Annotated in this window: 17 protein-coding genes and 1 tRNA gene; 14 read left to right on the top strand and 4 right to left on the bottom strand. The window is 41.4% G+C overall.

Annotated elements, in window-relative coordinates:
• Window positions 1–78: 78 nt before the first annotated feature.
• The 5 genes from GD631_RS16375 to GD631_RS16355 all read left to right on the top strand — a co-directional run bounded on the left by GD631_RS16375 (window position 79) and on the right by GD631_RS16355 (window position 6123).
• A complete protein-coding gene (locus tag GD631_RS16375) occupies window positions 79–2406 on the top strand; it encodes a transglycosylase domain-containing protein (protein ID WP_143258616.1) in 2328 nt (775 codons plus the stop codon).
• 34 nt (window positions 2407–2440) lie between these two features.
• The gene (locus GD631_RS16370; protein ID WP_143258615.1) at window positions 2441–2827 is read left to right on the top strand and encodes a 2-amino-4-hydroxy-6-hydroxymethyldihydropteridine diphosphokinase; all 387 of its coding nucleotides are present in this window, start codon (window positions 2441–2443) and stop codon (window positions 2825–2827) included.
• On the top strand, window positions 2828–3580 hold the full coding sequence (gene kdsB, locus GD631_RS16365) for a 3-deoxy-manno-octulosonate cytidylyltransferase (RefSeq protein WP_004314934.1): 753 nt from the start codon (window positions 2828–2830) through the stop codon (window positions 3578–3580). It begins immediately after the preceding gene.
• Window positions 3581–3584: 4 nt separating this feature from the next.
• Window positions 3585–4868 carry a M16 family metallopeptidase gene (locus tag GD631_RS16360; RefSeq protein ID WP_143258614.1) on the top strand — a complete coding sequence of 428 codons (1284 nt, stop codon included), beginning with the start codon at window positions 3585–3587 and terminating at the stop codon, window positions 4866–4868.
• A gap of 85 nt (window positions 4869–4953) precedes the next feature.
• Window positions 4954–6123 (top strand): MORN repeat-containing protein, encoded by a 1170-nt coding sequence (locus tag GD631_RS16355; RefSeq protein ID WP_143258613.1) that lies wholly within the window; start codon window positions 4954–4956, stop codon window positions 6121–6123.
• 141 nt (window positions 6124–6264) lie between these two features.
• Here the strand turns inward: GD631_RS16355 and GD631_RS16350 are convergent, their stop codons facing one another.
• A complete protein-coding gene (locus GD631_RS16350; RefSeq protein WP_185911495.1) occupies window positions 6265–7203 on the bottom strand; it encodes a ribose-phosphate pyrophosphokinase in 939 nt (312 codons plus the stop codon).
• 153 nt (window positions 7204–7356) lie between these two features.
• Here GD631_RS16350 and GD631_RS16345 point away from each other — a divergent pair, with 153 nt between their 5' ends.
• The 3 genes from GD631_RS16345 to GD631_RS16335 are packed head-to-tail and all read left to right on the top strand — an operon-like array spanning window position 7357 to window position 13903.
• Window positions 7357–11673, top strand: coding sequence for a DUF5113 domain-containing protein (locus GD631_RS16345; protein WP_185911494.1), 4317 nt, complete (start codon window positions 7357–7359; stop codon window positions 11671–11673).
• A 34-nt stretch (window positions 11674–11707) separates the two neighbouring features.
• Window positions 11708–12436, top strand: a complete 729-nt coding sequence (locus GD631_RS16340; protein ID WP_004317459.1) for a DUF5932 domain-containing protein — start codon at window positions 11708–11710, stop codon at window positions 12434–12436.
• A gap of 12 nt (window positions 12437–12448) precedes the next feature.
• Entirely contained in the window at window positions 12449–13903 is a 1455-nt protein-coding gene (locus GD631_RS16335; RefSeq protein ID WP_143258762.1) for an AbgT family transporter, read from the top strand.
• A gap of 100 nt (window positions 13904–14003) precedes the next feature.
• Here GD631_RS16335 and GD631_RS16330 read toward each other — a convergent pair.
• Window positions 14004–14077: transfer RNA gene (locus GD631_RS16330), tRNA-Arg, on the bottom strand.
• A 287-nt stretch (window positions 14078–14364) separates the two neighbouring features.
• Between GD631_RS16330 and GD631_RS16325 the strand changes: the two genes are divergently transcribed.
• The 6 genes from GD631_RS16325 (at window position 14365) to GD631_RS16300 (ending at window position 20281) form a co-directional block, all read left to right on the top strand.
• Window positions 14365–15099 carry a tetratricopeptide repeat protein gene (locus tag GD631_RS16325; RefSeq protein ID WP_143258612.1) on the top strand — a complete coding sequence of 245 codons (735 nt, stop codon included), beginning with the start codon at window positions 14365–14367 and terminating at the stop codon, window positions 15097–15099.
• Between the two features lie 127 nt (window positions 15100–15226).
• Window positions 15227–16234 carry an aminodeoxychorismate synthase component I gene (locus GD631_RS16320; RefSeq protein ID WP_143258611.1) on the top strand — a complete coding sequence of 336 codons (1008 nt, stop codon included), beginning with the start codon at window positions 15227–15229 and terminating at the stop codon, window positions 16232–16234.
• Window positions 16218–16814, top strand: coding sequence for an aminotransferase class IV family protein (locus GD631_RS16315; protein ID WP_143258610.1), 597 nt, complete (start codon window positions 16218–16220; stop codon window positions 16812–16814). The genes GD631_RS16320 and GD631_RS16315 overlap by 17 nt, the downstream gene beginning before the upstream one ends.
• A gap of 277 nt (window positions 16815–17091) precedes the next feature.
• Window positions 17092–17766 carry a DUF2461 domain-containing protein gene (locus GD631_RS16310; protein WP_185911493.1) on the top strand — a complete coding sequence of 225 codons (675 nt, stop codon included), beginning with the start codon at window positions 17092–17094 and terminating at the stop codon, window positions 17764–17766.
• 37 nt (window positions 17767–17803) lie between these two features.
• On the top strand, window positions 17804–18250 hold the full coding sequence (locus GD631_RS16305; RefSeq protein ID WP_143258609.1) for a NanQ anomerase/TabA/YiaL family protein: 447 nt from the start codon (window positions 17804–17806) through the stop codon (window positions 18248–18250).
• An 18-nt stretch (window positions 18251–18268) separates the two neighbouring features.
• Window positions 18269–20281: an alpha amylase C-terminal domain-containing protein gene (locus GD631_RS16300; protein ID WP_143258608.1), complete on the top strand. Its 2013-nt coding sequence runs from the start codon at window positions 18269–18271 to the stop codon at window positions 20279–20281.
• Between the two features lie 90 nt (window positions 20282–20371).
• Here GD631_RS16300 and GD631_RS16295 read toward each other — a convergent pair whose 3' ends face one another.
• Window positions 20372–20860, bottom strand: coding sequence for a PepSY-like domain-containing protein (locus tag GD631_RS16295; protein ID WP_143258607.1), 489 nt, complete (start codon window positions 20858–20860; stop codon window positions 20372–20374).
• Window positions 20861–21003: 143 nt separating this feature from the next.
• A complete protein-coding gene (locus tag GD631_RS16290) occupies window positions 21004–22701 on the bottom strand; it encodes an alpha-amylase family glycosyl hydrolase (protein WP_143258760.1) in 1698 nt (565 codons plus the stop codon).
• Window positions 22702–22729: the final 28 nt, after the last annotated feature.

The following is a 22729-nucleotide window of genomic DNA, read 5'->3' as shown; positions in this document are numbered from 1 at the left end:
ATCAAACTCGTTGGCTGAATAGCGGATTTTATCTACCTTTGCACCTTAATTAATGCATCATTTTAAGCAAGAAAAAACATGATTCGAAAAATAATAAAAGCTCTTTGGATATTTTTGGCAGTCGTTGTGTTGGCTATTGTTGTCATCTTTGTCTCTATCTCAAAGGGCTGGATTGGCTATATGCCTCCTGTTGAGGAGCTGGAAAATCCGAGTTATAAATTTGCAACGGAGATTTTCTCTGAAGATGAAAAAGTGCTTGGCACATGGTCTTACAGCAAGGAAAACCGGGTGTATACAGCTTACAAGGATTTGTCGCCCAGTATTATCAATGCTCTTATTGCAACGGAAGACGTTCGTTTTGTCGAACATTCCGGAATTGATGCCAAAGCACTGTTTCGTGCGTTTGTAAAACGTGGCTTGATGTTTCAGAAAAATGCTGGCGGAGGTAGTACTTTGTCACAACAGCTTGCCAAACAGCTGTTTACTGAAAATGTGGCGAGAAATACACTTCAACGTCTTTTCCAAAAGCCGATTGAATGGGTGATTGCTGTGAAACTTGAACGTTACTATACCAAAGAGGAAATCTTGAGTATGTATCTCAATAAATTTGATTTTCTGAATAATGCTGTTGGTATTAAAACTGCTGCGCATACATACTTCGGCTGCGAACCGAAGGATTTGAAGATCGAAGAGGCTGCTACGTTGGTGGGGATGTGCAAGAATCCGTCACTCTACAATCCGGTTCGGTTCAATGAACGTTCCCGTGGCCGTCGTAATGTGGTGCTTGACCAGATGCGTAAGGCCGGTTATATCACAGATGCAGAATGCGACTCTTTGCAGGCTCTTCCGTTGAAACTGAGGTATAACCGTGTTGACCACAAAGAAGGACTGGCTACTTATTTCCGCGAATATCTCCGTGGCGTCATGACAGCACCGAAACCTGTGAAAAGTGATTATCGTGGTTGGCAAATGCAGAAATTCTACGAGGATTCCATTGCTTGGGAAACTAATCCGTTATATGGCTGGTGTGCGAAAAATAAAAAGAAGGACGGTACGAATTATAACATCTATACAGATGGATTGAAAATTTATACAACGATCAATTCACGTATGCAGCAGTATGCCGAAGATGCTGTAAAAGAGCATTTAGGTGATTATTTGCAACCTGTATTCTTTAAAGAAAAAGAGGGAAGTAAAAATGCTCCATATGCAAGGTCATTACCGGAAAAACGAGTGGAAGAGTTGTTGACGAAAGCCATGAAGCAGACGGAGCGTTATCGTCTCATGAAAGAGGCGGGAGCTTCAGAACAGCAGATCCGTAAGGCGTTTGATACTCCGGAAGAAATGACTGTTTTTTCCTGGAAGGGAGATAAGGATACAATTATGACACCGATGGATTCAATCCGTTACTACAAATCTTTCCTACGGACGGGATTTATGTCGATGGATCCGGTAAGCGGACACGTCAAAGCTTATGTAGGTGGACCGAATTATGTATATTTCCAGTATGATATGGCAATGGTGGGACGCCGTCAGGTTGGTTCTACTATCAAACCGTATTTATACACATTGGCAATGGAAAATGGATTTTCTCCTTGCGATCAGACACGCCACGTAGAGCAAACGTTGATTGATGAGAATGGAACTCCTTGGACGCCTCGTAATGCAAACAATAAACGTTATGGGGAAATGGTGACTCTAAAGTGGGGACTGGCTAATTCCGACAACTGGATTTCCGCTTATCTGATGGGCAAACTGAATCCGTATAATCTCGTACGTTTGATTCATAGTTTCGGAGTTCGTAATAAAGCAATCGACCCGGTCGTTTCGCTTTGTCTGGGACCTTGTGAAATCTCTGTCGGTGAAATGGTAAGTGCATATACGGCTTTTGCCAATAAAGGAATTCGTGTGGCTCCATTGTTTGTTACACGCATTGAAGATAGTGACGGTAATGTGCTTTCTACCTTTGCACCGCAAATGGAGGAAGTGATAAGTATTTCAAGTGCATATAAAATGTTGGTTATGCTGCGTGCCGTTATTAATGAAGGAACGGGAGGACGTGTTCGCCGTTATGGAATTACCGCCGATATGGGTGGAAAAACAGGTACGACCAATGATAATTCTGATGCTTGGTTTATGGGATTCACTCCTTCACTAGTATCCGGTTGTTGGGTAGGAGGTGACGAACGCGACATCCACTTCGGTAAAATGACCTATGGACAGGGAGCTGCTGCTGCTTTGCCTATTTGGGCACTGTATATGAAGAAAGTGTATGATGACCCGACTTTGGGATATGACCAGCAGGAGAAATTCAAACTTCCTGAAGGATTTGATCCATGTGCCGGTTCGGAAACTCCGGACGGAGAGGTGATAGAAGAGGGGGGATTGGACGATCTTTTTAACTAAGTATTAAGTATAAAGTATTAAATACTTATTTTTAATGCATAGGTATATTGTTTGCATAGGGAGTAATTACAACAGGAAAGAGAATTTGACTTTTGCCAGACAGAAACTGACTGAATCGTTCTCTTCTATATGTTTTGCGCCTGAATTGGAAACTGAACCTTTGTTTTTTAAAAATCCGGCCTTGTTTTCCAACCAAGTGGTCATGTTCTTTTCCGATAAGGATGAAGAAGTAGTGAGGAAAACGCTGAAAGATATAGAACAGAGGTCCGGGCGTCGTCCGGAAGATAAAAAAGAGGAGAAAGTTTGTCTGGACATTGACATGCTTTTATATGATAACAAAATATTAAAACCGGAAGATTGGCAAAGGGGATATATACAACAGTCATTATCTGTTTTCCATTCTTCATTATCCATTAAGTAGATGAAATTTCTTGGAATTATACCTGCCCGTTATGCGTCCACCCGTTTTCCTGCAAAACCGTTGGCTATGTTGGGTGGAAAAACAGTCATACAACGTGTGTACGAGCAAGTGGCTGGCGTTTTGGATGACGCTTATGTAGCCACGGACGATGAGCGTATTGAAGCTGCTGTCAAGGCGTTCGGGGGAAAGGTAGTGATGACTTCCATTCATCATAAAAGTGGTACGGACCGCTGTTATGAAGCCTGTACAAAGATTGGGGGTGATTTTGATGTCGTGGTTAATATACAAGGAGATGAACCTTTTATTCAGCCTTCACAATTGGATGCGGTAAAGGCTTGTTTCGAAGATGTAACCACGCAGATTGCCACGCTGGTGAAACCTTTTACCGCAGATGAACCATTTGCTGTATTGGAAAACGTAAATTCACCGAAAGTGGTAGTCAATAAGAACTGGAACGCGCTTTATTTTAGCCGATCCATTATTCCTTATCAGCGTAATGCCGAGAAACAGGACTGGCTGAAGGGACATACCTACTACAAACATATCGGACTGTATGCCTATCGTACAGATGTGCTGAAAGAGATAACCATGCTTCCGCAGTCTTCTCTGGAATTGGCTGAATCTTTGGAACAGCTCCGTTGGCTGGAGAACGGATATAAAATAAAGGTTGGCATTAGTGAAGTGGAAACCATCGGAATCGATACCCCGCAAGACTTGGAACGGGCAGAAGAGTTTTTGAAGAATAGAATCTAATCTTATGGATCGTAAAATACAACCTGAAATACAACCCCTGAAAAATTTCCGTATACTTCCTCCCGTCCGAATGACATTGCCAAACGGTATTCCGTTGACTGTTATTAATGCGGGTGAACAGGAAGTTGTACGCATAGATGTGCTTTTCGCTGGTGCCCGTTGGCAGCAGTCTCAGAAGCTGCAAGCCTTGTTTACGAACCGGATGCTGCGTGAAGGCACGGCAAAATATACGGCTGCCACCATTGCCGAGAAACTGGATTACTACGGTTCGTGGCTCGAACTGTCCAGCTCTTCGGAGTATGCATACATCACTGTCTATTCGTTGAATAAATATTTGGCGAAAACATTGGAGGTAGTAGAATCCATGATTAAAGAACCGCTATTCCCGGAGAAAGAATTGCATACTATCCTCGATACCAATATCCAACAATATCTGGTCAATACTTCCAAAGTTGATTTCCTGGCACATCGCAGCTTGTTGAAGTCGCTTTATGGCGAACAGCATCCATGTGGTAAAATGGTAGTGGAGGAAGATTATCATGCCATCACCCCGGAAGTGCTTCGTGAATTTTATGAACGGTATTACCATTCGGGCAATTGCTCTATATTCTTGTCCGGCAAGGTGACGGAGGATATTATCAGCCGGGTGACGGATACATTCGGCACTTCTTTTGGTAAACATCAACAGCCGGTATCGAAATTAAGTTTTCCTTTTACCGCCGTTCCCGAAAAGAGGATTTTTACAGAACGTGAGGATGCTATGCAGAGTGCTGTAAAGATGGGATATACAACCATCACTCGTAACCATCCTGATTATCTGAAACTCCGGGTATTGATGACTTTATTCGGAGGCTATTTCGGCAGCCGGCTGATGTCTAATATCCGTGAAGAAAAGGGGTATACTTATGGCATTTCAGCGGGAATCATGTTTTATCCGGATAGCGGATTGCTGGCTATCTCGACAGAAACGGATAATGAATATGTGGAACCGTTGATACAGGAAGTATATCATGAAATAGACCGTCTGCATCAGGAGCCGGTGTCAATGGAAGAACTGACTATCGTACGTAACTATATGTTGGGAGAGATGTGCCGTAGTTATGAATCTCCTTTCTCGCTTGCGGATGCATGGATCTTTATTGCTACTTCCGGTCTGGATGATGACTATTTTTCACGTTCTCTGCTAGCTGTAAACGAGGTTACTCCTGCGGAAATACAGGATTTGGCACAACGCTATTTGTGCAAAGAGACATTAAAAGAGGTCATTGCAGGTAAAAAGTTGTCATAAATTGCTTTCCGAAAGTGGGCTGTTTGGGATAGAAATTGTATCTTTGTCCAAATTGTAATTCTAAAATGAGTAACGACTAAAACCAATGAGGAAATATCTATATACTACACTTTTATTGGCTCTTCTTGCACAAGAGGGAGTGATGGCACAAGAAAATGAAGGAAAAAAAGGCGGATTTTTCGGAAAAATTAAAGATACATTCTCCACTGAAATAAAGATTGGCAACTATACTTTTAAAGATGGTAGTGTCTATACGGGAGAAATGAAAGGACGAAAACCGAACGGAAAAGGAAAAACGGTTTTTAAAAACGGTGATGTCTTTGAAGGTGAATATGTGAAGGGGAAACGTGAAGGATATGGAATTTATATGTTCCCCGATGGAGAAAAGTACGAAGGACAGTGGTTCCAGGATCAGCAGCACGGAAAAGGTATCTATTATTTTATGAATAATAACCGTTATGACGGTATGTGGTATCAGGATTATCAACATGGTGAAGGTACCATGTATTATCATAATGGTGATTTGTATGTGGGGCATTGGGTGAATGATAAGCGCGAAGGCGAAGGTACATATACTTGGGCAAACGGTGCCAAATATACCGGTCATTGGAAAAATGATAAAAAGAATGGCAAAGGTACCATGAACTGGGATGATGGCTGTAAATATGAAGGAGACTGGAAAGATGATGTCCGTCACGGAAAAGGGGTATTTGAATATACCAATGGGGATAAATATGACGGTGACTGGGCGGATGATATTCAACATGGAAAAGGTACTTATTACTTCCACACGGGCGACCGTTATGAAGGTTCGTATCTCTTAGGTGAGCGTACCGGTCCAGGAGTTTATTACCATGCTAACGGCGATAAATATGTAGGTAATTTTAAGAACGGCATGCAAGACGGAAAAGGTACTTTTACCTGGGCGAATGGTGCTGTGTACGAAGGAAGCTGGAAAAACAATAAGCGTGACGGCAAGGGAGTTTATAAATGGAGTAATGGCGATGTTTATGACGGTGACTGGAAAGATAATCGTCCCAATGGACAAGGCACTCTGAAAACCGTTGCTGGAATGCAATATAAAGGTGGGTTCGTTGATGGATTGGAAGACGGTCAGGGCGTACAAATCGACAAAGATGGTAATCGTTTCGACGGTTTTTTCAAACAGGGAAAGAAGAATGGTCCTTTTGTAGAAACAGATAAAGATGGAAAGGTGATCAAAAAAGGAACCTATAAATTTGGAAGACTTCAATAAATAATAGGTGATAAATGATAATGGACTGCGCACTGCGTGGTCCATTTTTTATAATATGTATATAAAAAATGGATAACAACCAAAAGCGGTCATTATCCATTTTACTATTTCTTGTTGAATTGTAACTTCAACTATCAACGATTAAATGATGTATTGTGAACTGATAGATTCGTTATTCATTACTCGTTTGATTGTTTCAGCAAACATGTCGGCAATACTCAACTGTTTCACTTTCGGGCATTTCTTAGCATAAGGAATGCTGTCGGTAAATACCATTTCAGTCAGCGCAGACTCTTGTACACGGAAAGAAGCCGGATCAGACATCACGCAATGACTGGCGATAGCTCGTACAGATTGGGCACCGGCTTCCAACATGATGTTGGCTGCTTTGGTTATTGTTCCTGCAGTGTCTACGATATCATCAATCAAGACTACGTTTTTACCTTTCACGTCACCGATGATCTGCATGGATGCTACTTCATTGGCTTTTTCACGTGATTTGTTGCAGAGTACTAATGGTACACCAAGGTATTTGGAGAAAGTGCTGGCGCGTTTTGAACCTCCTACGTCCGGTGTAGCAATAACCAGATTTTCCAGTTGCAATGACTGGATGTAAGGGAGGAATACTGCTGATGCGTACAGGTGATCTACCGGGATATTGAAGAATCCCTGAATCTGATCTGCATGCAAGTCCATCGTAATCAGTCGGTCGATACCTGCAACAGACAGCAGGTCGGCCACCAACTTAGCGCCGATAGATACACGAGGTTTGTCTTTTCTATCCTGACGTGCCCATCCGAAATAGGGAACTACGGCTACGACGCTCTTTGCAGATGCACGTTTAGCAGCATCAATCATCAGGAGAAGTTCCATTAAGTTGTCTGAGTTAGGGAAAGTGGATTGAACCAGGAATACATGTGCGCCACGAATTGACTCCTCATATGAAACCGCAAATTCACCATCGGCAAAATGGGTAATGTTCATATTTCCCAGAGGACAATCCAGGCTCGCGCAGATTTTTTCTGCAAGATATCTCGAGTTCGTTCCCGAGAATACCATAAAGGGTGCTTTTTCGCTCATTTTGTAATAGATGTTACCTATTTGTTAATTTGCCTGCAAAGGTAGGAATTTCTCTTATTATTTAGAAGGACTTATTGTATAAAAAATAATTTTCTCTCCAACTTATCGGAAATATTTGTAGATTTGCTTTCTGAAAACAGTTAATAGTCAAAAATGAGTTCACGCTTTCCTTTATATATAATAGGTATAGTGTTGTTTGCCTCTTTCTTTTCGTGCACTGATATGGTGCCGACCAAAGAGGTGCGCCTGATTGATTCATTAAACGGGAAAGCGTATACTTATCGTTATCGAAGCCTGGATTCTTCTTATAAGTATGCCAATGAAGCCTATCGACAGGTAAATTTTTATAAGTCGGGGAAAGCGGAGGCATCCAATAATCTCGGATTCTGTGCTTTTATGGCTATGGATTTCGACCGGGCGGAAGCGTTGCATAAGGAAGTATATAAACTGACTAAAAATGAACTTGAACTGTTGATTGCTGATATCGGACTGATGAAGATTTGTCAGCGGACAGCTATGAACAAAGAATTTTATGATTATCGTAACAGTGCGCTCCGGCGTATGAAACGTATTCGGGAAGAGAGTGATTTGTTTGCCGACCGTCACGAGGCACTTCGACTGGATTATGCGTTCACCGAATTTTTCATCGTTTCTTCTATTTATTACTATTATCTTCAGCAACGGCAGGAAGCCATCGCATCTCTCAATCAGATCCCGGAAGATGAAGCATTGACAGATACTAATCAGTTGCTTTATTATCATTATATCAAAGGCTCGGCTTCATTGGTGGAAGCCACCAAGCCGGAGGACAGGAAAATGCGTGAGTTCGACCAACTATATATTACCTGGCGGACTGCCGTTCAGACTGATCATCCTTATTTCGAAGGAAATGGTCTGCAAGGGCTGGCTAATCTGATGGTTTCTCCCAACAACTTCGAACTCTTTCGAACAAGGAGGGGATATGCGCTGGATCAGTTTGGTTTTCCTGTAGATTCGCTTTTGCCTTTGCGAATGGCGCAGCTTGCGCTTGAAAAATTCCGGGAGTATAATGATTTGTATCAGATTGCCGGTGCGTATGTGTCTATCGGTAAGTATATGAATGAGCACGGACGTTATTCGGAAGCATTGGATACGCTTGCAAAAGCGTTAGATTGTGTGAACCAACACCATATGCTTTATTATCATCATGCGGTGGATACGTTGGATAAGCTACGTATTTATGCGGAAGGAGATACGACATATACTGGGGTTCCATGGATTATGGAGGAAGACGTAAAGACGGTACCCGAATGGATCTCGAGGATTCGGGAGCAATTGAGTGTATCGTATGCGGGGCTCGGGATGAAGTATGCTTCTGATTATAACCGGAACATATACCTGGATATTCTGAATTATACCCGTCAGGATAAAGAGTTGGAGAGTCGCTATCTTTCATTGGAATCCGATTCACGACAAATGACGCTTGTACTATCTTTGGTTATTGCCGGACTTGTACTGGTGGTTATTCTTTGGTGGTTTTTCAATAAGCGATCTAAAATAAGGAATCAAGTAGATGTGGAACGTCTGCAACGAATCCTGACTCTTTGCCGGGACATCACTTCCTCTATTCCAATGAATGTTCCGTTAATTCAACAAGGCATCGACCAACTGTTCGGAAAAGGGCGTCTTCAACTGGAAATTTCGGAGGAAGGAAAAGCGGCACTGGTTCCTTTGTATCGGTTGAACCGTGATGAAAAAGCTTTGGTGCACGTACTTGAACCGTATATCGTTTGGGCTGTGGACAATGAGCAGATGGTAGAAGCATTGAGTGATGAGCGGATGCAGTTGGAAAAACAACGATATGTTTACGAACAACATATCGCGGGAAATAAACGCCAAAATCTGATTAAGAAGGCTTGTCTGGCCATTGTGAATGGAATAAATCCTTATATTGACCGTATCTTGAATGAGGTGCATAAGTTGACGGAACGAGGATATATCGATCATGCAAAGATAAAGAAAGAGAAGTATCAATACATTGATGAGCTGGTAACTACGATTAATGAATACAATGATATTTTGGCTCTTTGGATTAAGATGAAGCAGGGGACGCTTAGCCTGAATATTGAAACGTTCGATCTCAACGAACTCTTTGAACTCTTAGGCAAAGGGAGACGTGCTTTTGAAATGAAAAATCAGAAGTTGGAAATAGAACCGACTACGGTTATGGTGAAGGCTGACCGGGCATTGACTTTGTTTATGATTAACACGCTGGCGGAAAACGCCCGAAAATATACTCCGGAAGGAGGAACAATCAAAGTGTATGCCCGTACTACGGATGCGTATGTCGAAATTTCCGTGGAAGATAACGGAAGGGGTATTTCCGAAGAAGATGTGGCTCATATCATTGGTGAGAAAGTATATGACTCTCGTGTCATCGGAATGAAGAATGCAACTGATCCGGAAGTTTTGAAAGAAAATAAGGGTAGTGGTTTCGGACTGATGAATTGTAAGGGAATCATTGAAAAATATAAGAAAACGAATGATTTGTTCCGGGGATGTGTCTTTGATGTAGAGAGTGAATTGGGGAAGGGGAGTCGTTTCTATTTCCGTTTGCCTTCGGGAGTGCGTAAAGCGATGGGAGTCTTGTTGCTTTGCCTGCTATTTCCGTTTGGGGTGAGCTCTTGTCTGCATGACCCGATTCCTCCCATGTTGCAGGAGGGCGATTCGATAGTGGTGGTTACGGATTCTGCATATGAGGATTTACTGGATGCAGCGTCGGATTATGCGAATGCCGCCTATTTTGCTAATGTGGATGAAAATTATGAATTTGCTTTGCAATATATAGATTCTGCCATACTCTTGCTGAATGAGCATTATGAAAAATATGCACGTCCGGATCGTCCGCATCGGTATATGAAATTGGTGGGTGAAGGAATGCCTGCCGAAATCAGCTGGTGGAACGAATTGTTTGACTCGGATTATCATGTGATTCTGGATATCAGGAATGAGGCGTCAGTTGCTTTTTTGGCTTTGAAACAGTTGGATGCATACAGTTATAATAATTCGGCATTTACGGATTTGTATAAGTTGCAGGGAGAAGATCAGACTCTTGAAGCGTATTGCCGGCAGTTGGAACGGTCGAACACGAATAAGACAGTAGGAATTATTTTATGTTTTGTTCTACTGATTGTTTCTTTGGTCGGATACTATTTCCTGTATATGAGAAAACGTTTGCAGAATCGTTTGAATCTCGAACAGGTACTTGAGATTAATCAAAAGGTATTTGCGGCATCTTTGGTCAGACCACAGGAACAAGAAAATGTAGAGGCACTCCAACGGGAGGAAAGTATGCTTAAAGAAATCCCGCAACGTATTGTGGATGAAGCATTCGGTTCGGTGAATGAACTACTGACAATTGACCGGATGGGGATTGCCGTTTATAACGAAACGACACATCGGCTGGAATACGCTTCTCGTCCCGGACAGGAAATGCCGGAGATGGTAGAACAGTGTTTTAGTTCCGGAGAATATCTTTCTGAACAGCATCTTCAGGCAATTCCGCTGATGGTGGAAGTAGGAGGTGAACATCAATGTGTCGGTGTGCTTTATCTGGAGCGTAGAGAGGGAACGGAGCAAGAAACGGACCGGCTGCTTTTTGAACTGGTAGCACGTTATGTGGCTATTGTTGTATTTAACGCAGTGGTGAAACTGGCTACTAAATATCGGGATATTGAGTCGGCGCATGAAGAAACACGCAGAGCTTCTTGGGAAGACAGTATGTTGCATGTACAGAATATGGTACTTGACAACTGTTTGTCGACGATCAAACATGAGACGATTTATTATCCGAATAAAATCAAACAGATTGTAGGACGGTTAAATACGCAGAAGCTTTCGGAAATGGAGGAGCGTGAAGCGGTGGAGACTATGACGGAATTGATTGAATATTATAAGGGAATCTTTACGATTTTAAGTTCGTGTGCTTCCCGTCAATTGGAGGAAGTCACTTTCCGGCGTACTGTGATTCCGGTGCAGGAACTTTTGGACACTGCCGGAAAATACTTCAAGAAATCAATGAAGAACCGTTCGGAGAGGATAAAACTGGAGATAGAACCGATGGAAGCGAAGGTGATAGGAGATGTGAATCAGTTGCGTTTTCTATTGGAAAATCTGATTGATGAAGCATTGACTGTGCGTGAAGATGGGGTGATATGTCTGCAAGCACGTAAGGATAATGAATATATCCGTTTCCTTTTTACGGATACGAGACGTGAAAAGAGTGTGGAAGAATTGAATCAATTATTTTATCCGAATCTGGCACGTATGACTTCCGGTGAGAAAGGGGAGTTGAGAGGAACGGAATATCTGGTATGCAAGCAGATTATCCGCGACCATGACGAATTTGCGGGACGCAGAGGATGTCGTATCAATGCCGAACCGGCTGAAGGTGGCGGATTTACGGTTTATTTCACCATTCCGCACCGATAAAAGGAGAACACATAAAAGTTATTAGATAAGAAACATGGAAGAACAGAAGTTTAAAGTTATTATCGTAGAGGATGTAAAACTGGAGTTGAAAGGGACAGAAGAAATATTCCGTCATGAAATACCGAATGCGGAAGTGATCGGTACGGCAATGACGGAAAGTGAGTTTTGGCCGTTGATGGAGGCGCAGCTCCCCGATTTGGTATTGTTGGACTTAGGACTGGGAGGTTCTACGACCATTGGTGTTGATATTTGCCGGAATATATTCAAACGCTACAAAGGAGTTCGGGTACTGATCTTCACGGGTGAGATTCTGAATGAAAAGTTGTGGGTGGATGTATTGAATGCCGGTGCCGACGGAATTATCCTCAAAACAGGAGAACTACTGACGAAAACAGATGTGCAGGCTGTGATGGACGGAAAGAAGCTGGTATTTAACTATCCGATTTTGGAAAAGATTGTAGATCGTTTCAAGAAATCTGTAGCCAATGATGCCAAGCGTCAGGAAGCAGTCATCAGTTATGATATTGATGAATATGACGAACGCTTTCTCCGCCATTTGGCATTAGGATATACGAAGGAGATGATTGCCAATCTGAAAGGGATGCCTTTCGGCGTAAAATCATTGGAGAAACGACAGAATGATCTTATCGGACGCCTTTTCCCGAATGGAGAACGGGTGGGAGTAAATGCTACCAGATTGGCAGTACGTGCACTGGAATTGCGTATTATCGATTTGGATAATCTGGAGCCTGACGAAGAGTAAACTCGGAAAATGATGAAGAATAAATGGCGTATGCCTCATCCCGCTACGATGTTCCTTCTGCTGACAATGGCAGTGGTCTTTCTTTCATGGATATGTGATATCTATGGGCTGAAAGTGACATTGCCGCAGACAGGTGAGGACATCCGTGTACAAAGCCTGTTGAGTCCGGAAGGAATTCGTTGGTGGTTGCGGAACGCTATTAAGAATTTCACGGGCTTTGCTCCGTTGGGGATGGTGATAATCGCTATGTTCGGACTGGGAGTGGCACAACATTCTGGTTTTATTGATGCGTGTATCCGCATGGGAGTAGGGAACCGGCAGGAAAAGAGGAAAATCATCTTGTGGGTGATTGTGCTCGGTTTGTTGTCGAATGCTATTGGGGATGGTGGATATATTATTTTATTGCCTATTGCTGCTATGCTGTTTCAGTGGGTGGGGCTTCATCCGATTGCAGGAATTATTACGGCTTATGTCTCTGTTGCGTGCGGGTATAGTGCTAATATTGTATTGAGTACGATGGACCCGTTATTGGCGCATACTACACAAGAGGCGGCATTGGCACAAACGGGTTATCAGGGGAACACGGAACCTCTTTGTAATTACTTCTTTATGAGTGCTTCAACGGTAGTCATTACGGCTATTGTGTATTGGATTACTCAAAAATGGCTTCTTCCCACGTTAGGAAAGTATGAAGGCAGTGTGAAAGTGGTGGCATATCATCCTCTGTCTCGCAAAGAGCGGCGTGCCATTATGATTTCCATTGTTGTAGCAGCTGTTTATGTCGCTCTTATCTTGTGGCTTACTTTTTCTTCTTATGGAATTTTGCGAGGGGTGAACGGAGGTTTGATGCATTCGCCTTTTATTGCCGGTATTTTATTCTTGCTTTCTTTGGGAGCAGGTATTACGGGGATGGCTTATGGATTCAGTTCCGGACGGTATCGCACTGACAATGATGTGATTGAAGGACTTACGCAGCCAATGAAACTTCTTGGAGTGTATTTCGTTATTGCTTTCTTTGCTGCACAGATGTTTGCTTGTTTTGAATATTCCCATCTGGATAAATGTTTAGCCATCATGGGAGCTGATCTGCTCTCTTCGTTTGAGCCGGCTCCTTTGTCTGCTCTCGTCCTTTTTATTCTGTTTACAGCATTGATAAACCTGATTATGGTATCTGCTACCTCCAAATGGGCTTTTATGTCTTTTATCTTTATTCCGATGTTTGCGCAGATGGGAATTGCTCCGGATGTAGCACAATGCGCTTTCCGTATCGGAGATAGTTCGACGAATGCCATTACTCCTTTTTTATTCTATATGCCTTTGGTACTGACTTATATGCGGCAGTATGATAAGCAGATTACGTATGGCTCATTGCTTAAATATACCTGGAGATATTCATTAGGTATTCTGGTTTCCTGGACATTGCTGTTTATAGCTTGGTATTTGTTGAAAATACCGATAGGATTGTGACCAGTACGTGAAAAAATATCAAGTAGACAACATGTGGACGAATCTATTAAATGAAAAAATCGCAAACGCTATTTTAATAGCTGTTTGCGATTTTTCTAAGTGATTCCGAAGCGATTCGAACGCTTGACCCACGCCTTAGAAGGGCGTTGCTCTATCCAGCTGAGCTACGGAACCAGCCTTATTTTCGGATGCAAAGGTAGTGCTTTTTATGAAAACTCAAAAACTTTCCGGCACTTTTTTTATTCATATATTTCTTTGTGGCTATGAATCAGTAATTTATAAAAGAGAAAAGTTTTGTTTATTTATATGGTTTGGGATGAAGAAATAGAAAAACGTCATTTTTACGAAGAATAACGAACGTTATATAGGTTTCAAAAAGCTCAAAAAAATAAAATACGGTTGTGTTTTTCTATTATAACTTTTACTTTTGAACGATAAACAACTAAAAAACACATAAAGTTATGAAGAAATTGATTTTTTTATTTGCATTTTGTATTGTAGTGGCTAATGTTTTTGCACAAACCGACCCTGAGCAATTGAAAAAAGAAGGAAATGATGCATTTAATGCTAAAGATTATCCAGTAGCGTATGCGAAATTCAGTGAATATTTGAAACAGACGAATAATCAAGACTCTGCTACCGCTTATTATTGTGGTATAGCTGCTGATGCTGTGAAAAAATATCCGGAAGCTGTGACTTTTTTTGATATAGCAATTCAAAAGAAATTCAATATAGGAAATGCGTATGCTCGTAAAGCTTTGGCTTTAGATGCACAAAAGAAAACTGCTGAATATGTAGCTACTTTGGAAGAGGGATTGAAAGTTGATCCTAATAATAAGACAATGGTGAAGAATTATGGTCTTCATTATCTAAAAGCAGGACTTGCAGCGCAGAAAGCAGGAAAAGCTGAAGAAGCAGAAGATTGTTTCAAGAAAGTAATTCCATTGGATCACAAGCAGTATAAAACAAATGCATTGTATAGTTTAGGAGTTTTGTGTTATAATGACGGAGCTAATATTCTGAAGAAAGCTGCTCCTTTGGCAAATTCAGACGCAGACAAATATGCTGTAGAAAAAGAAAAAGCGGATGGAAGATTTAAAGAAGCATTAGACTATTTGGAAGAGGCTGCTAAGATCTCTCCGGAAAATGAAAATGTGAAAAAGATGCTTCCTCAAGTGAAAGCTGTTATGAAGTAATTTGACCAATCTTATAAATGACAAAGGGTTGCCGGTATGATACGTCGGGTAACCCTTTTTTATTACTATCTTTTTCTAATCTATACTTTTTGTGTACATTTGCCATTCCTAAACGCTGAAGTATTTTATGCACTTATATAATAAGGAACAGGCCATCAAACGGATGAATCAGTTTGGACAACACCATCGTCCTTTTATTTTTATTATCAATTATCTGCAGGATGCATCTTATATAGAAGAGGTTGCTGCTGTTGATTCTACTGAACTTTTGTATAATTTGAATGGATTTACCAATCAAGCTACGTCAACTGAAAAGTATACACCCTCTTTTTCAGCTAAACTAGCGAACTCTATCCATTGGCAGCCTTCTGCAGAATCTTTCTATTCTTATCAACGCTCGTTTAATATTGTCCGACAGAATATCCTGGCTGGAAATAGTTTTCTCACAAATTTGACTTGTCGCACTCCGGTAGATACCAATCTCACTCTGAAAGATATTTATTATCACTCTAAAGCGATTTATAAGCTATGGGTTAAAGACTCTTTTACTGTTTTTTCTCCAGAAATATTTGTGAGAATTCATCAAGGAAAAATCAGCTCATACCCGATGAAAGGGACTATTGACGCTTCCATTCCTTCTGCTGCCCAATTATTGATGAACGATCCTAAGGAGGCGGCAGAACACGCTACTATCGTAGATTTGATTCGTAATGATTTAAGCATGATTGCCAATCAAGTGTCTGTTTCCCGGTATCGGTATATCGATACATTGCAGACTAATCAGGGAGCGATTCTTCAGACAAGCTCTGAAATTCAAGGTGTATTGCCGGAAAACTATTCGGAACATTTGGGAGAACTTATTTTCCGACTTTTGCCAGCCGGTTCCATTACCGGTGCCCCCAAGAAAAAAACGATGCAGATTATTCGGAAAGCTGAAACCTACGACAGAGGATTTTATACAGGAATTATGGGCTATTCGGATGGAATTAATTTGGATAGTGCCGTTATGATACGTTTTGTAGAACAGGAAGGAGAAAAAATGTATTTTAAAAGTGGAGGTGGAATAACCTGTCAGAGCGATGCGGAAAGTGAGTATAACGAAATGAAACAAAAAGTATATGTACCCATTTATTGAGACTATCCGGATAGAGGATGGACAGATTTATAATCTTGATTATCACACAGAGCGTTTCAATAGAACCCGTGCGGTCTTTTGGAAAGATAGTGTTCCGCTTGATTTGAGTGAGTATATATCGCCACCGGTTTTAAACGGGATTCATAAATGCCGGATTGTGTATGGAAAAGAAGTAGAAGAAGTCACGTATGCTCCTTATCAGATGCGGCAAGTGTCCTCTTTGCATCTGATAGAATCCGATACCATTAATTACACTTACAAAAGCACACATCGCGGAGAATTGAACGCTTTATATGCCCAAAGAGGAATGGCAGATGATATTTTAATCGTGAAAGACGGCTATCTGACAGATACTTCTATAGCCAATATCGCCCTCTATGACGGTCGTACATGGTTTACTCCGGCTCATCCGTTACTCCGGGGAACGAAGCGGGCGGAACTTCTGAATAAGCAATTGATTGTTGAGAAAGACATTGCGCAAGTACATTTAAATGACTATTCACATATCATGTTATTCAACGCCATGATTGACTGGGAGCGTATTGTATTGCCTGTAAATGAGGAACATTTCATTCTATAAACGATAATTAACTGAAATATACAGAGTATTGCTGAACAAATGTCACTTTTGTACTGTTATATTTATGTGTTTTTCATAGTATTAGATATAAGATTAATTAAAGAGATTGTACTCCACTTGTGAAAGCTAAAGTACGTCAGAGACAGAAGAGTCTGTTTTTTTGATAAATGTGTTAAAGCATCGGTTTTACCAGGCCGATGCTTTTTTTATGTCCTTTTACCCCCTTTTGTAGTTTATATGAAATAAAATTTGTACGTTTGTAGAGTAATAATAGAAAATGATAAAGATGAACATACCCGTTATCTTTCAGTTTTTAAAAGATCTTTCCGCGAATAATAATCGTGAGTGGTTTAATGAGCACAAGGCAGAATATGAAACAGCCCGTGCTGAGTTCGACAACTTTTTGGCAACAGTGATTGCCCGCATTTCCCTGTTTGATGAGACTATCCGGGGAATTCAACCCAAAGACTGTACTTATCGTATTTACCGGGATACCCGCTTCTCTGCGGATAAAACACCTTATAAAATACATTTCGGCGGTTATATCAATGCCAAAGGAAAGAAATCTGACCATTGTGGATATTATGTACACTTGCAGCCGGATGGTTCGATGCTTGCCGGAGGAAGCTTGTGTCTGCCTTCCAATATCCTGAAAGCAGTGAGACAATCTATTTATGACAATATCGAAGAATTTGTTGCGATCGTAGAAGATCCGGAATTTAAGAAATACTTCCCGGTAATAGGGGAGGATTTTCTGAAAACAGCTCCGAAAGGCTTCCCAAAAGACTTCAAATACGTCGATTATTTGAAATGTAAAGAGTATGTTTGTTCTTATAATGTTCCTGATGACTTCTTTACCCAGCCGGATATGTTGGAACAGATAGACAAAGCGTTCCGCCAGTTCAAACGGTTTGCCGATTTTATGAATTATACGATTGATGATTTTGAATAAATAATGCCTAGAATATAAACTTTAAAATTTAACTCATATGGTAGTAGATACTTTAGAAAATCTGGAGAAATATGCGTCTTTAAATTCTTTGTTTGCACAAGCCATTGACTTCTTGAAGTCTCATGACCTCCAAGCCATGGAAATTGGTAAGACAGAACTGAAGGGGAAAGATCTGTTTGTGAATATCGCACAAACCAAACCTAAAACAAAAGAGGAAGCCAAACTGGAAACTCATAACGAATTTATTGATATTCAAATCCCGTTGTCGGGAACAGAAATTATGGGGTATACTGCTGCTAAAGATTGTGTTCCGGCAGATGCGCCTTATAACGCAGAAAAGGACATTACTTTCTTTGAAGGATTGGCAGAGACATACGTTACCGTAAAACCGGGAATGTTTGCTATCTTCTTCCCGCAAGACGGTCATGCTCCCGGCATCACTCCGGATGGTGTGAAAAAAGTAATCGTAAAAGTAAAAGCATAATCCTAATTCAATTCTGATATGGAAAAGACACTTAATCTCATAAAAAACGATCCTTGGCTGGAACCTTTTGCCGGTGCTATTACCGGGCGTCATCAGCGTGTATTAGACAAGGAAGCTGAATTGACGAATAAAGGAAAACAAACCCTTTCAGATTTTGCATCGGGGTATCTTTATTTTGGATTGCATCGCACCGATAAGGGGTGGACTTTCCGTGAATGGGCACCCAATGCTACTCATATTTATATGGTGGGTACATTTAATAACTGGGAGGAAAAAGCAGCCTACAAGCTGAAAAAACAAAAGAATGGCAATTGGGAAATTAACCTGCCGGCGGATGCTATCCGTCATGGCGATCTCTACAAGCTGAATGTATACTGGGAAGGTGGGCAAGGCGAGCGTATTCCTGCATGGGCTACACGTGTGGTGCAGGATGAACAGACCAAGATATTCAGTGCGCAAGTCTGGGCCCCGGAGAAACCCTATAAATTTAAAAAGAAAACATTCAAGCCCGACACGAATCCACTGTTGATTTATGAATGTCATATTGGAATGGCGCAGCAGGAGGAAAAAGTGGGTACTTATAATGAATTCCGCGAGAAAATACTTCCCCGTGTTGCTGAAGAAGGGTATAACTGTATCCAGATAATGGCCATTCAGGAACATCCTTATTATGGAAGTTTCGGCTATCATGTATCCAGCTTTTTTGCTGCTTCTTCCCGTTTTGGTACTCCCGATGAATTGAAAGCATTAATCGATGCCGCTCATGAGATGGGAATTGCTGTGATTATGGACATCGTTCATTCGCATGCAGTGAAGAATGAAGTAGAAGGATTAGGAAACTTTGCCGGTGATCCGAATCAGTATTTCTATCCGGGCGTTCGTCGCGAACATCCGGCTTGGGATTCTCTATGCTTCGATTATGGCAAGAACGAAGTGATTCACTTCCTGTTGTCTAACTGCAAGTACTGGCTGGAAGAATATAAATTTGACGGTTTCCGTTTTGACGGAGTAACTTCTATGCTATATTATAGTCACGGTTTGGGTGAAGCCTTCTGTAACTACGGAGATTATTTCAACGGTTATCAGGATGATAATGCGATTTGTTATCTGACATTGGCTAATGAAGTGATTCATCAGGTAAATCCGAAAGCGATAACCATTGCGGAAGAAGTTTCCGGTATGCCGGGGCTGGCTGCAAAAGTAGAAGATGGCGGTTACGGTTTCGATTATCGTATGGCGATGAACATTCCGGACTATTGGATCAAGACAATCAAAGAAAAGATTGATGAAGACTGGAAACCTTCCAGCATGTTCTGGGAAGTAACCAACCGTCGTCAGGATGAAAAGACCATTTCGTATGCAGAAAGCCATGACCAGGCATTAGTGGGAGACAAGACAATTATCTTCCGTTTGATTGATGCTGATATGTACTGGCATATGCAAAAGGGAGATGAAAATTATGTTGTCAATCGTGGTATCGCTTTGCACAAGATGATTCGTTTATTGACCTCTTCAACCATCAACGGGGGGTATCTGAACTTTATGGGAAATGAATTCGGGCATCCCGAATGGATTGACTTCCCACGTGAAGGTAACGGATGGTCATGTAAATATGCCCGTCGCCAATGGAATTTGGTAGACAACAAGAATCTGACCTATCATTATATGGGTGATTTTGATAAGGATATGCTGAAAGTTCTCAAGAGCGTGAAAGACTTCCAGGCAACACCTGTTCAGGAAATATGGCATAATGATGGCGATCAGGTATTGGCATACGGACGTAAAGACCTTATATTTGTCTTTAACTTTAATCCGAAACAGTCATTTACCGATTATGGATTCCTGGTAACTCCGGGAGCCTATGAAGTAATATTGAATACGGATGACGTTGCATTTGGAGGAAACGGTTTGGCAGATGATTCTGTAGTGCATTTCACTATTGCCGACCCGCTGTACAGTAAGGAGAAGAAAGAGTGGCTGAAACTCTACATTCCTGCCCGTACCGCTGTAGTGCTTAGAAAGAAGAAATAATTTTATTTTTAAAATAAGAAAGTCCCCGCAAATATCATTGTATATCTGCGGGGGCTTTCTTATTTATATTGCGCATTAAATGATTTAATTCTAGTTTACCAAAAAGGTACTTGGTCCGAGAATATCATACATATCACTCACGTTGCGTGTTTTCAGTAATACTCCTTGTGGAGTATAGAATAACTGATATTTAATGTCAACGTTATCTTGTCCTACTTTAATTACAATAATAGCCTGCCATTTGGGAAACTCTACCATTGTCACATTATCTACCACCCAATTTGCATATGCCCCGGATACAAAAGCATTATAGACTGCCGGTGACAGACGATCAAGGCTAACAAGATCAGTCTGCGTCATCACCCATTGTCCTCGGACGTTAAACCACACATTTTTAGTAAATCCGTTCATTACAAAATTGGCACAATAATACCCGTCATCTTGTGACCAGGCGATGCTATTTGCTTTGGGATACATTTTTTTGAAGGTTGCCTGTACATTGCCGGGAGGGGTATCTCCAAAGACAGATGTAGATAATAGCAAAAACAGCGTGATTGCACAAATCATAAATTTCTTCATAAGCTTTGAGTTTAGAGGATTAGTTATCTAACTAAACAGCCTTTGAGAATATTTGTTTGGGCAACATACATAAAATAATCCTCCGGGCATTTCTAGATGAAGTGCCCGAAGGGTAAGGGGTATGCGGTTCTTAGTCTTTTTACTTAAAAAGTAATTTTTAAAATTTTTCCGTTATAACCTCCGACCGAAACATCTGTCGGTTTATAAGGTAATAAGCAGATTTCTTCTTTAGCGCCAGTCATCAAATCGATAGCCTGATAAGATTCCATTTGAGGAATCTGTAAAAAGTCGAAGGCATGTGAAGGCACGTTGATGGCAACATCTACCAGTTGACTGTCGAAATTGATAACGAAAAACAGAATCTCGTTTTTATATTTCCGCATAAAAGTATATTGCTTCTGCTCATTGAAACGCCATCCGTTTATATTGGCATACATTAAGTCAAAGAATACCCCCTTTTTGATTGCCTGCTCTTCGTTGCAAAGCGTCAGTACTTTTTGATAGATAGAGTAGAGGTGCTTATGCTCTTCAGTAAGCATTTTCCCGTCAAATTTACCTCCGTTTCGCCAACGACGTATAGTATCTACACTCCAATAATCAAATATAGTAGTCCGTCCGTCTCTTCCGCTGAATCCTTCGCTATCCATGCCCAGCTCTCCGAACTCCTGACCGAAATAGATCATCATAGGATTGGTGTTCATGCAAGCAGAAACGATTAGTGCGGGAATCCCTTTACGCGGGTTACCGGCAAAGAAATCAGACGCGATACGTTGCTCATCGTGGTTCTCCAGGAAGTTGAGCATTTTTTTCTCTATTCCATTCAGGCTTTGCCAGCAATGAGTGATTGCGGCGGCAGATTCATATCCGCAGGCTACGTTCCGCAGCGTATCATACAGTCCTACCTTATCATATAGATAGTCAAACTTGCCACGGAACAGATAATTACGATATTCACTGGGATTATAGACTTCTGCGATGAAAAGTATTTCAGGATAAACCTCTTTTACTTGAGGAATAACCCATTCCCAAAATTCAACGGGAACCATTTCTGCCATGTCACAACGGAAACCGTCAATGTTCTTTGATGCCCAGAAAAGAAGAATGTCCAGCATCTTTATCCAAGTGTCCGGAGTCGGGGAGAAGTGGCAGGTACCGCCATTCTGATAATCCACTCCATAATTTAATTTCACCGTTTCATACCAGTCGGTGATATTGGGCGTAGCGTCAAAACGATTGTTACCGGTAGCTTTAGCCGGAAATTCCCGGTAAGGCTCTGCTGCGCCGTTTTTCATATCGAACTGGGCACGAAGTTCCGCTTGCGGAATATAATAGAAATTATTGTATGGACTGAAAGATTGACTGGGGTCATCGTTAGCCCCCAATTCCGTCGTACCGTCGGGCTGTGCGTCCGAATGGTATTGGCGTGCTACGTGATTAGGTACAAAATCTATAATCACTTTCAGACCTGCGCGATGTGTACGGTGTACCAGGTTCTCAAATTCTTTCATACGTCCTTGTACGTCGTTGGCCAAGTCAGGATCTACATCATAATAATCCTTGATGGCATAGGGAGAGCCAGCTTTTCCTTTCACAATGGCAGGATGATCCGGACTGATGTTATAACGGCGATAATCCGTTTGAGTGGCATGTTCGATGATGCCTGTATACCATATATGCGTAGTACCTAGCTTTTTGATTTCACCAAGTGCCTTGAGCGTGAAATCAGCCATTTTCCCACAGCCGTTGGTGGCAATGTCTCCATTGTAGACGCAGTGGTTGTTGTTATTTCCAAACAGGCGGGTGAACACTTGATAGATAATTATTTTATTTTCGTCATTCATATAGAGTAGATTATTAATATTCGTATTC

It is taken from the genome of Bacteroides luhongzhouii (genome assembly GCF_009193295.2).
GTDB lineage: Bacteria > Bacteroidota > Bacteroidia > Bacteroidales > Bacteroidaceae > Bacteroides > Bacteroides luhongzhouii.
This window is presented reverse-complemented; position numbering and strand designations above follow the sequence as displayed.

Coding starts and splice junctions, on each gene's coding strand:
- GD631_RS16375 (WP_143258616.1), top strand. CDS start 79: ATGATTCGAAAAATAATAAAAGCTCTTTGGATATTTTTGGCAGTCGTT.
- GD631_RS16370 (WP_143258615.1), top strand. CDS start 2,441: ATGCATAGGTATATTGTTTGCATAGGGAGTAATTACAACAGGAAAGAG.
- kdsB (WP_004314934.1), top strand. CDS start 2,828: ATGAAATTTCTTGGAATTATACCTGCCCGTTATGCGTCCACCCGTTTT.
- GD631_RS16360 (WP_143258614.1), top strand. CDS start 3,585: ATGGATCGTAAAATACAACCTGAAATACAACCCCTGAAAAATTTCCGT.
- GD631_RS16355 (WP_143258613.1), top strand. CDS start 4,954: ATGAGGAAATATCTATATACTACACTTTTATTGGCTCTTCTTGCACAA.
- GD631_RS16350 (WP_185911495.1), bottom strand. CDS start 7,203: ATGAGCGAAAAAGCACCCTTTATGGTATTCTCGGGAACGAACTCGAGA.
- GD631_RS16345 (WP_185911494.1), top strand. CDS start 7,357: ATGAGTTCACGCTTTCCTTTATATATAATAGGTATAGTGTTGTTTGCC.
- GD631_RS16340 (WP_004317459.1), top strand. CDS start 11,708: ATGGAAGAACAGAAGTTTAAAGTTATTATCGTAGAGGATGTAAAACTG.
- GD631_RS16335 (WP_143258762.1), top strand. CDS start 12,449: ATGAAGAATAAATGGCGTATGCCTCATCCCGCTACGATGTTCCTTCTG.
- GD631_RS16325 (WP_143258612.1), top strand. CDS start 14,365: ATGAAGAAATTGATTTTTTTATTTGCATTTTGTATTGTAGTGGCTAAT.
- GD631_RS16320 (WP_143258611.1), top strand. CDS start 15,227: ATGCACTTATATAATAAGGAACAGGCCATCAAACGGATGAATCAGTTT.
- GD631_RS16315 (WP_143258610.1), top strand. CDS start 16,218: ATGTACCCATTTATTGAGACTATCCGGATAGAGGATGGACAGATTTAT.
- GD631_RS16310 (WP_185911493.1), top strand. CDS start 17,092: ATGATAAAGATGAACATACCCGTTATCTTTCAGTTTTTAAAAGATCTT.
- GD631_RS16305 (WP_143258609.1), top strand. CDS start 17,804: ATGGTAGTAGATACTTTAGAAAATCTGGAGAAATATGCGTCTTTAAAT.
- GD631_RS16300 (WP_143258608.1), top strand. CDS start 18,269: ATGGAAAAGACACTTAATCTCATAAAAAACGATCCTTGGCTGGAACCT.
- GD631_RS16295 (WP_143258607.1), bottom strand. CDS start 20,860: ATGAAGAAATTTATGATTTGTGCAATCACGCTGTTTTTGCTATTATCT.
- GD631_RS16290 (WP_143258760.1), bottom strand. CDS start 22,701: ATGAATGACGAAAATAAAATAATTATCTATCAAGTGTTCACCCGCCTG.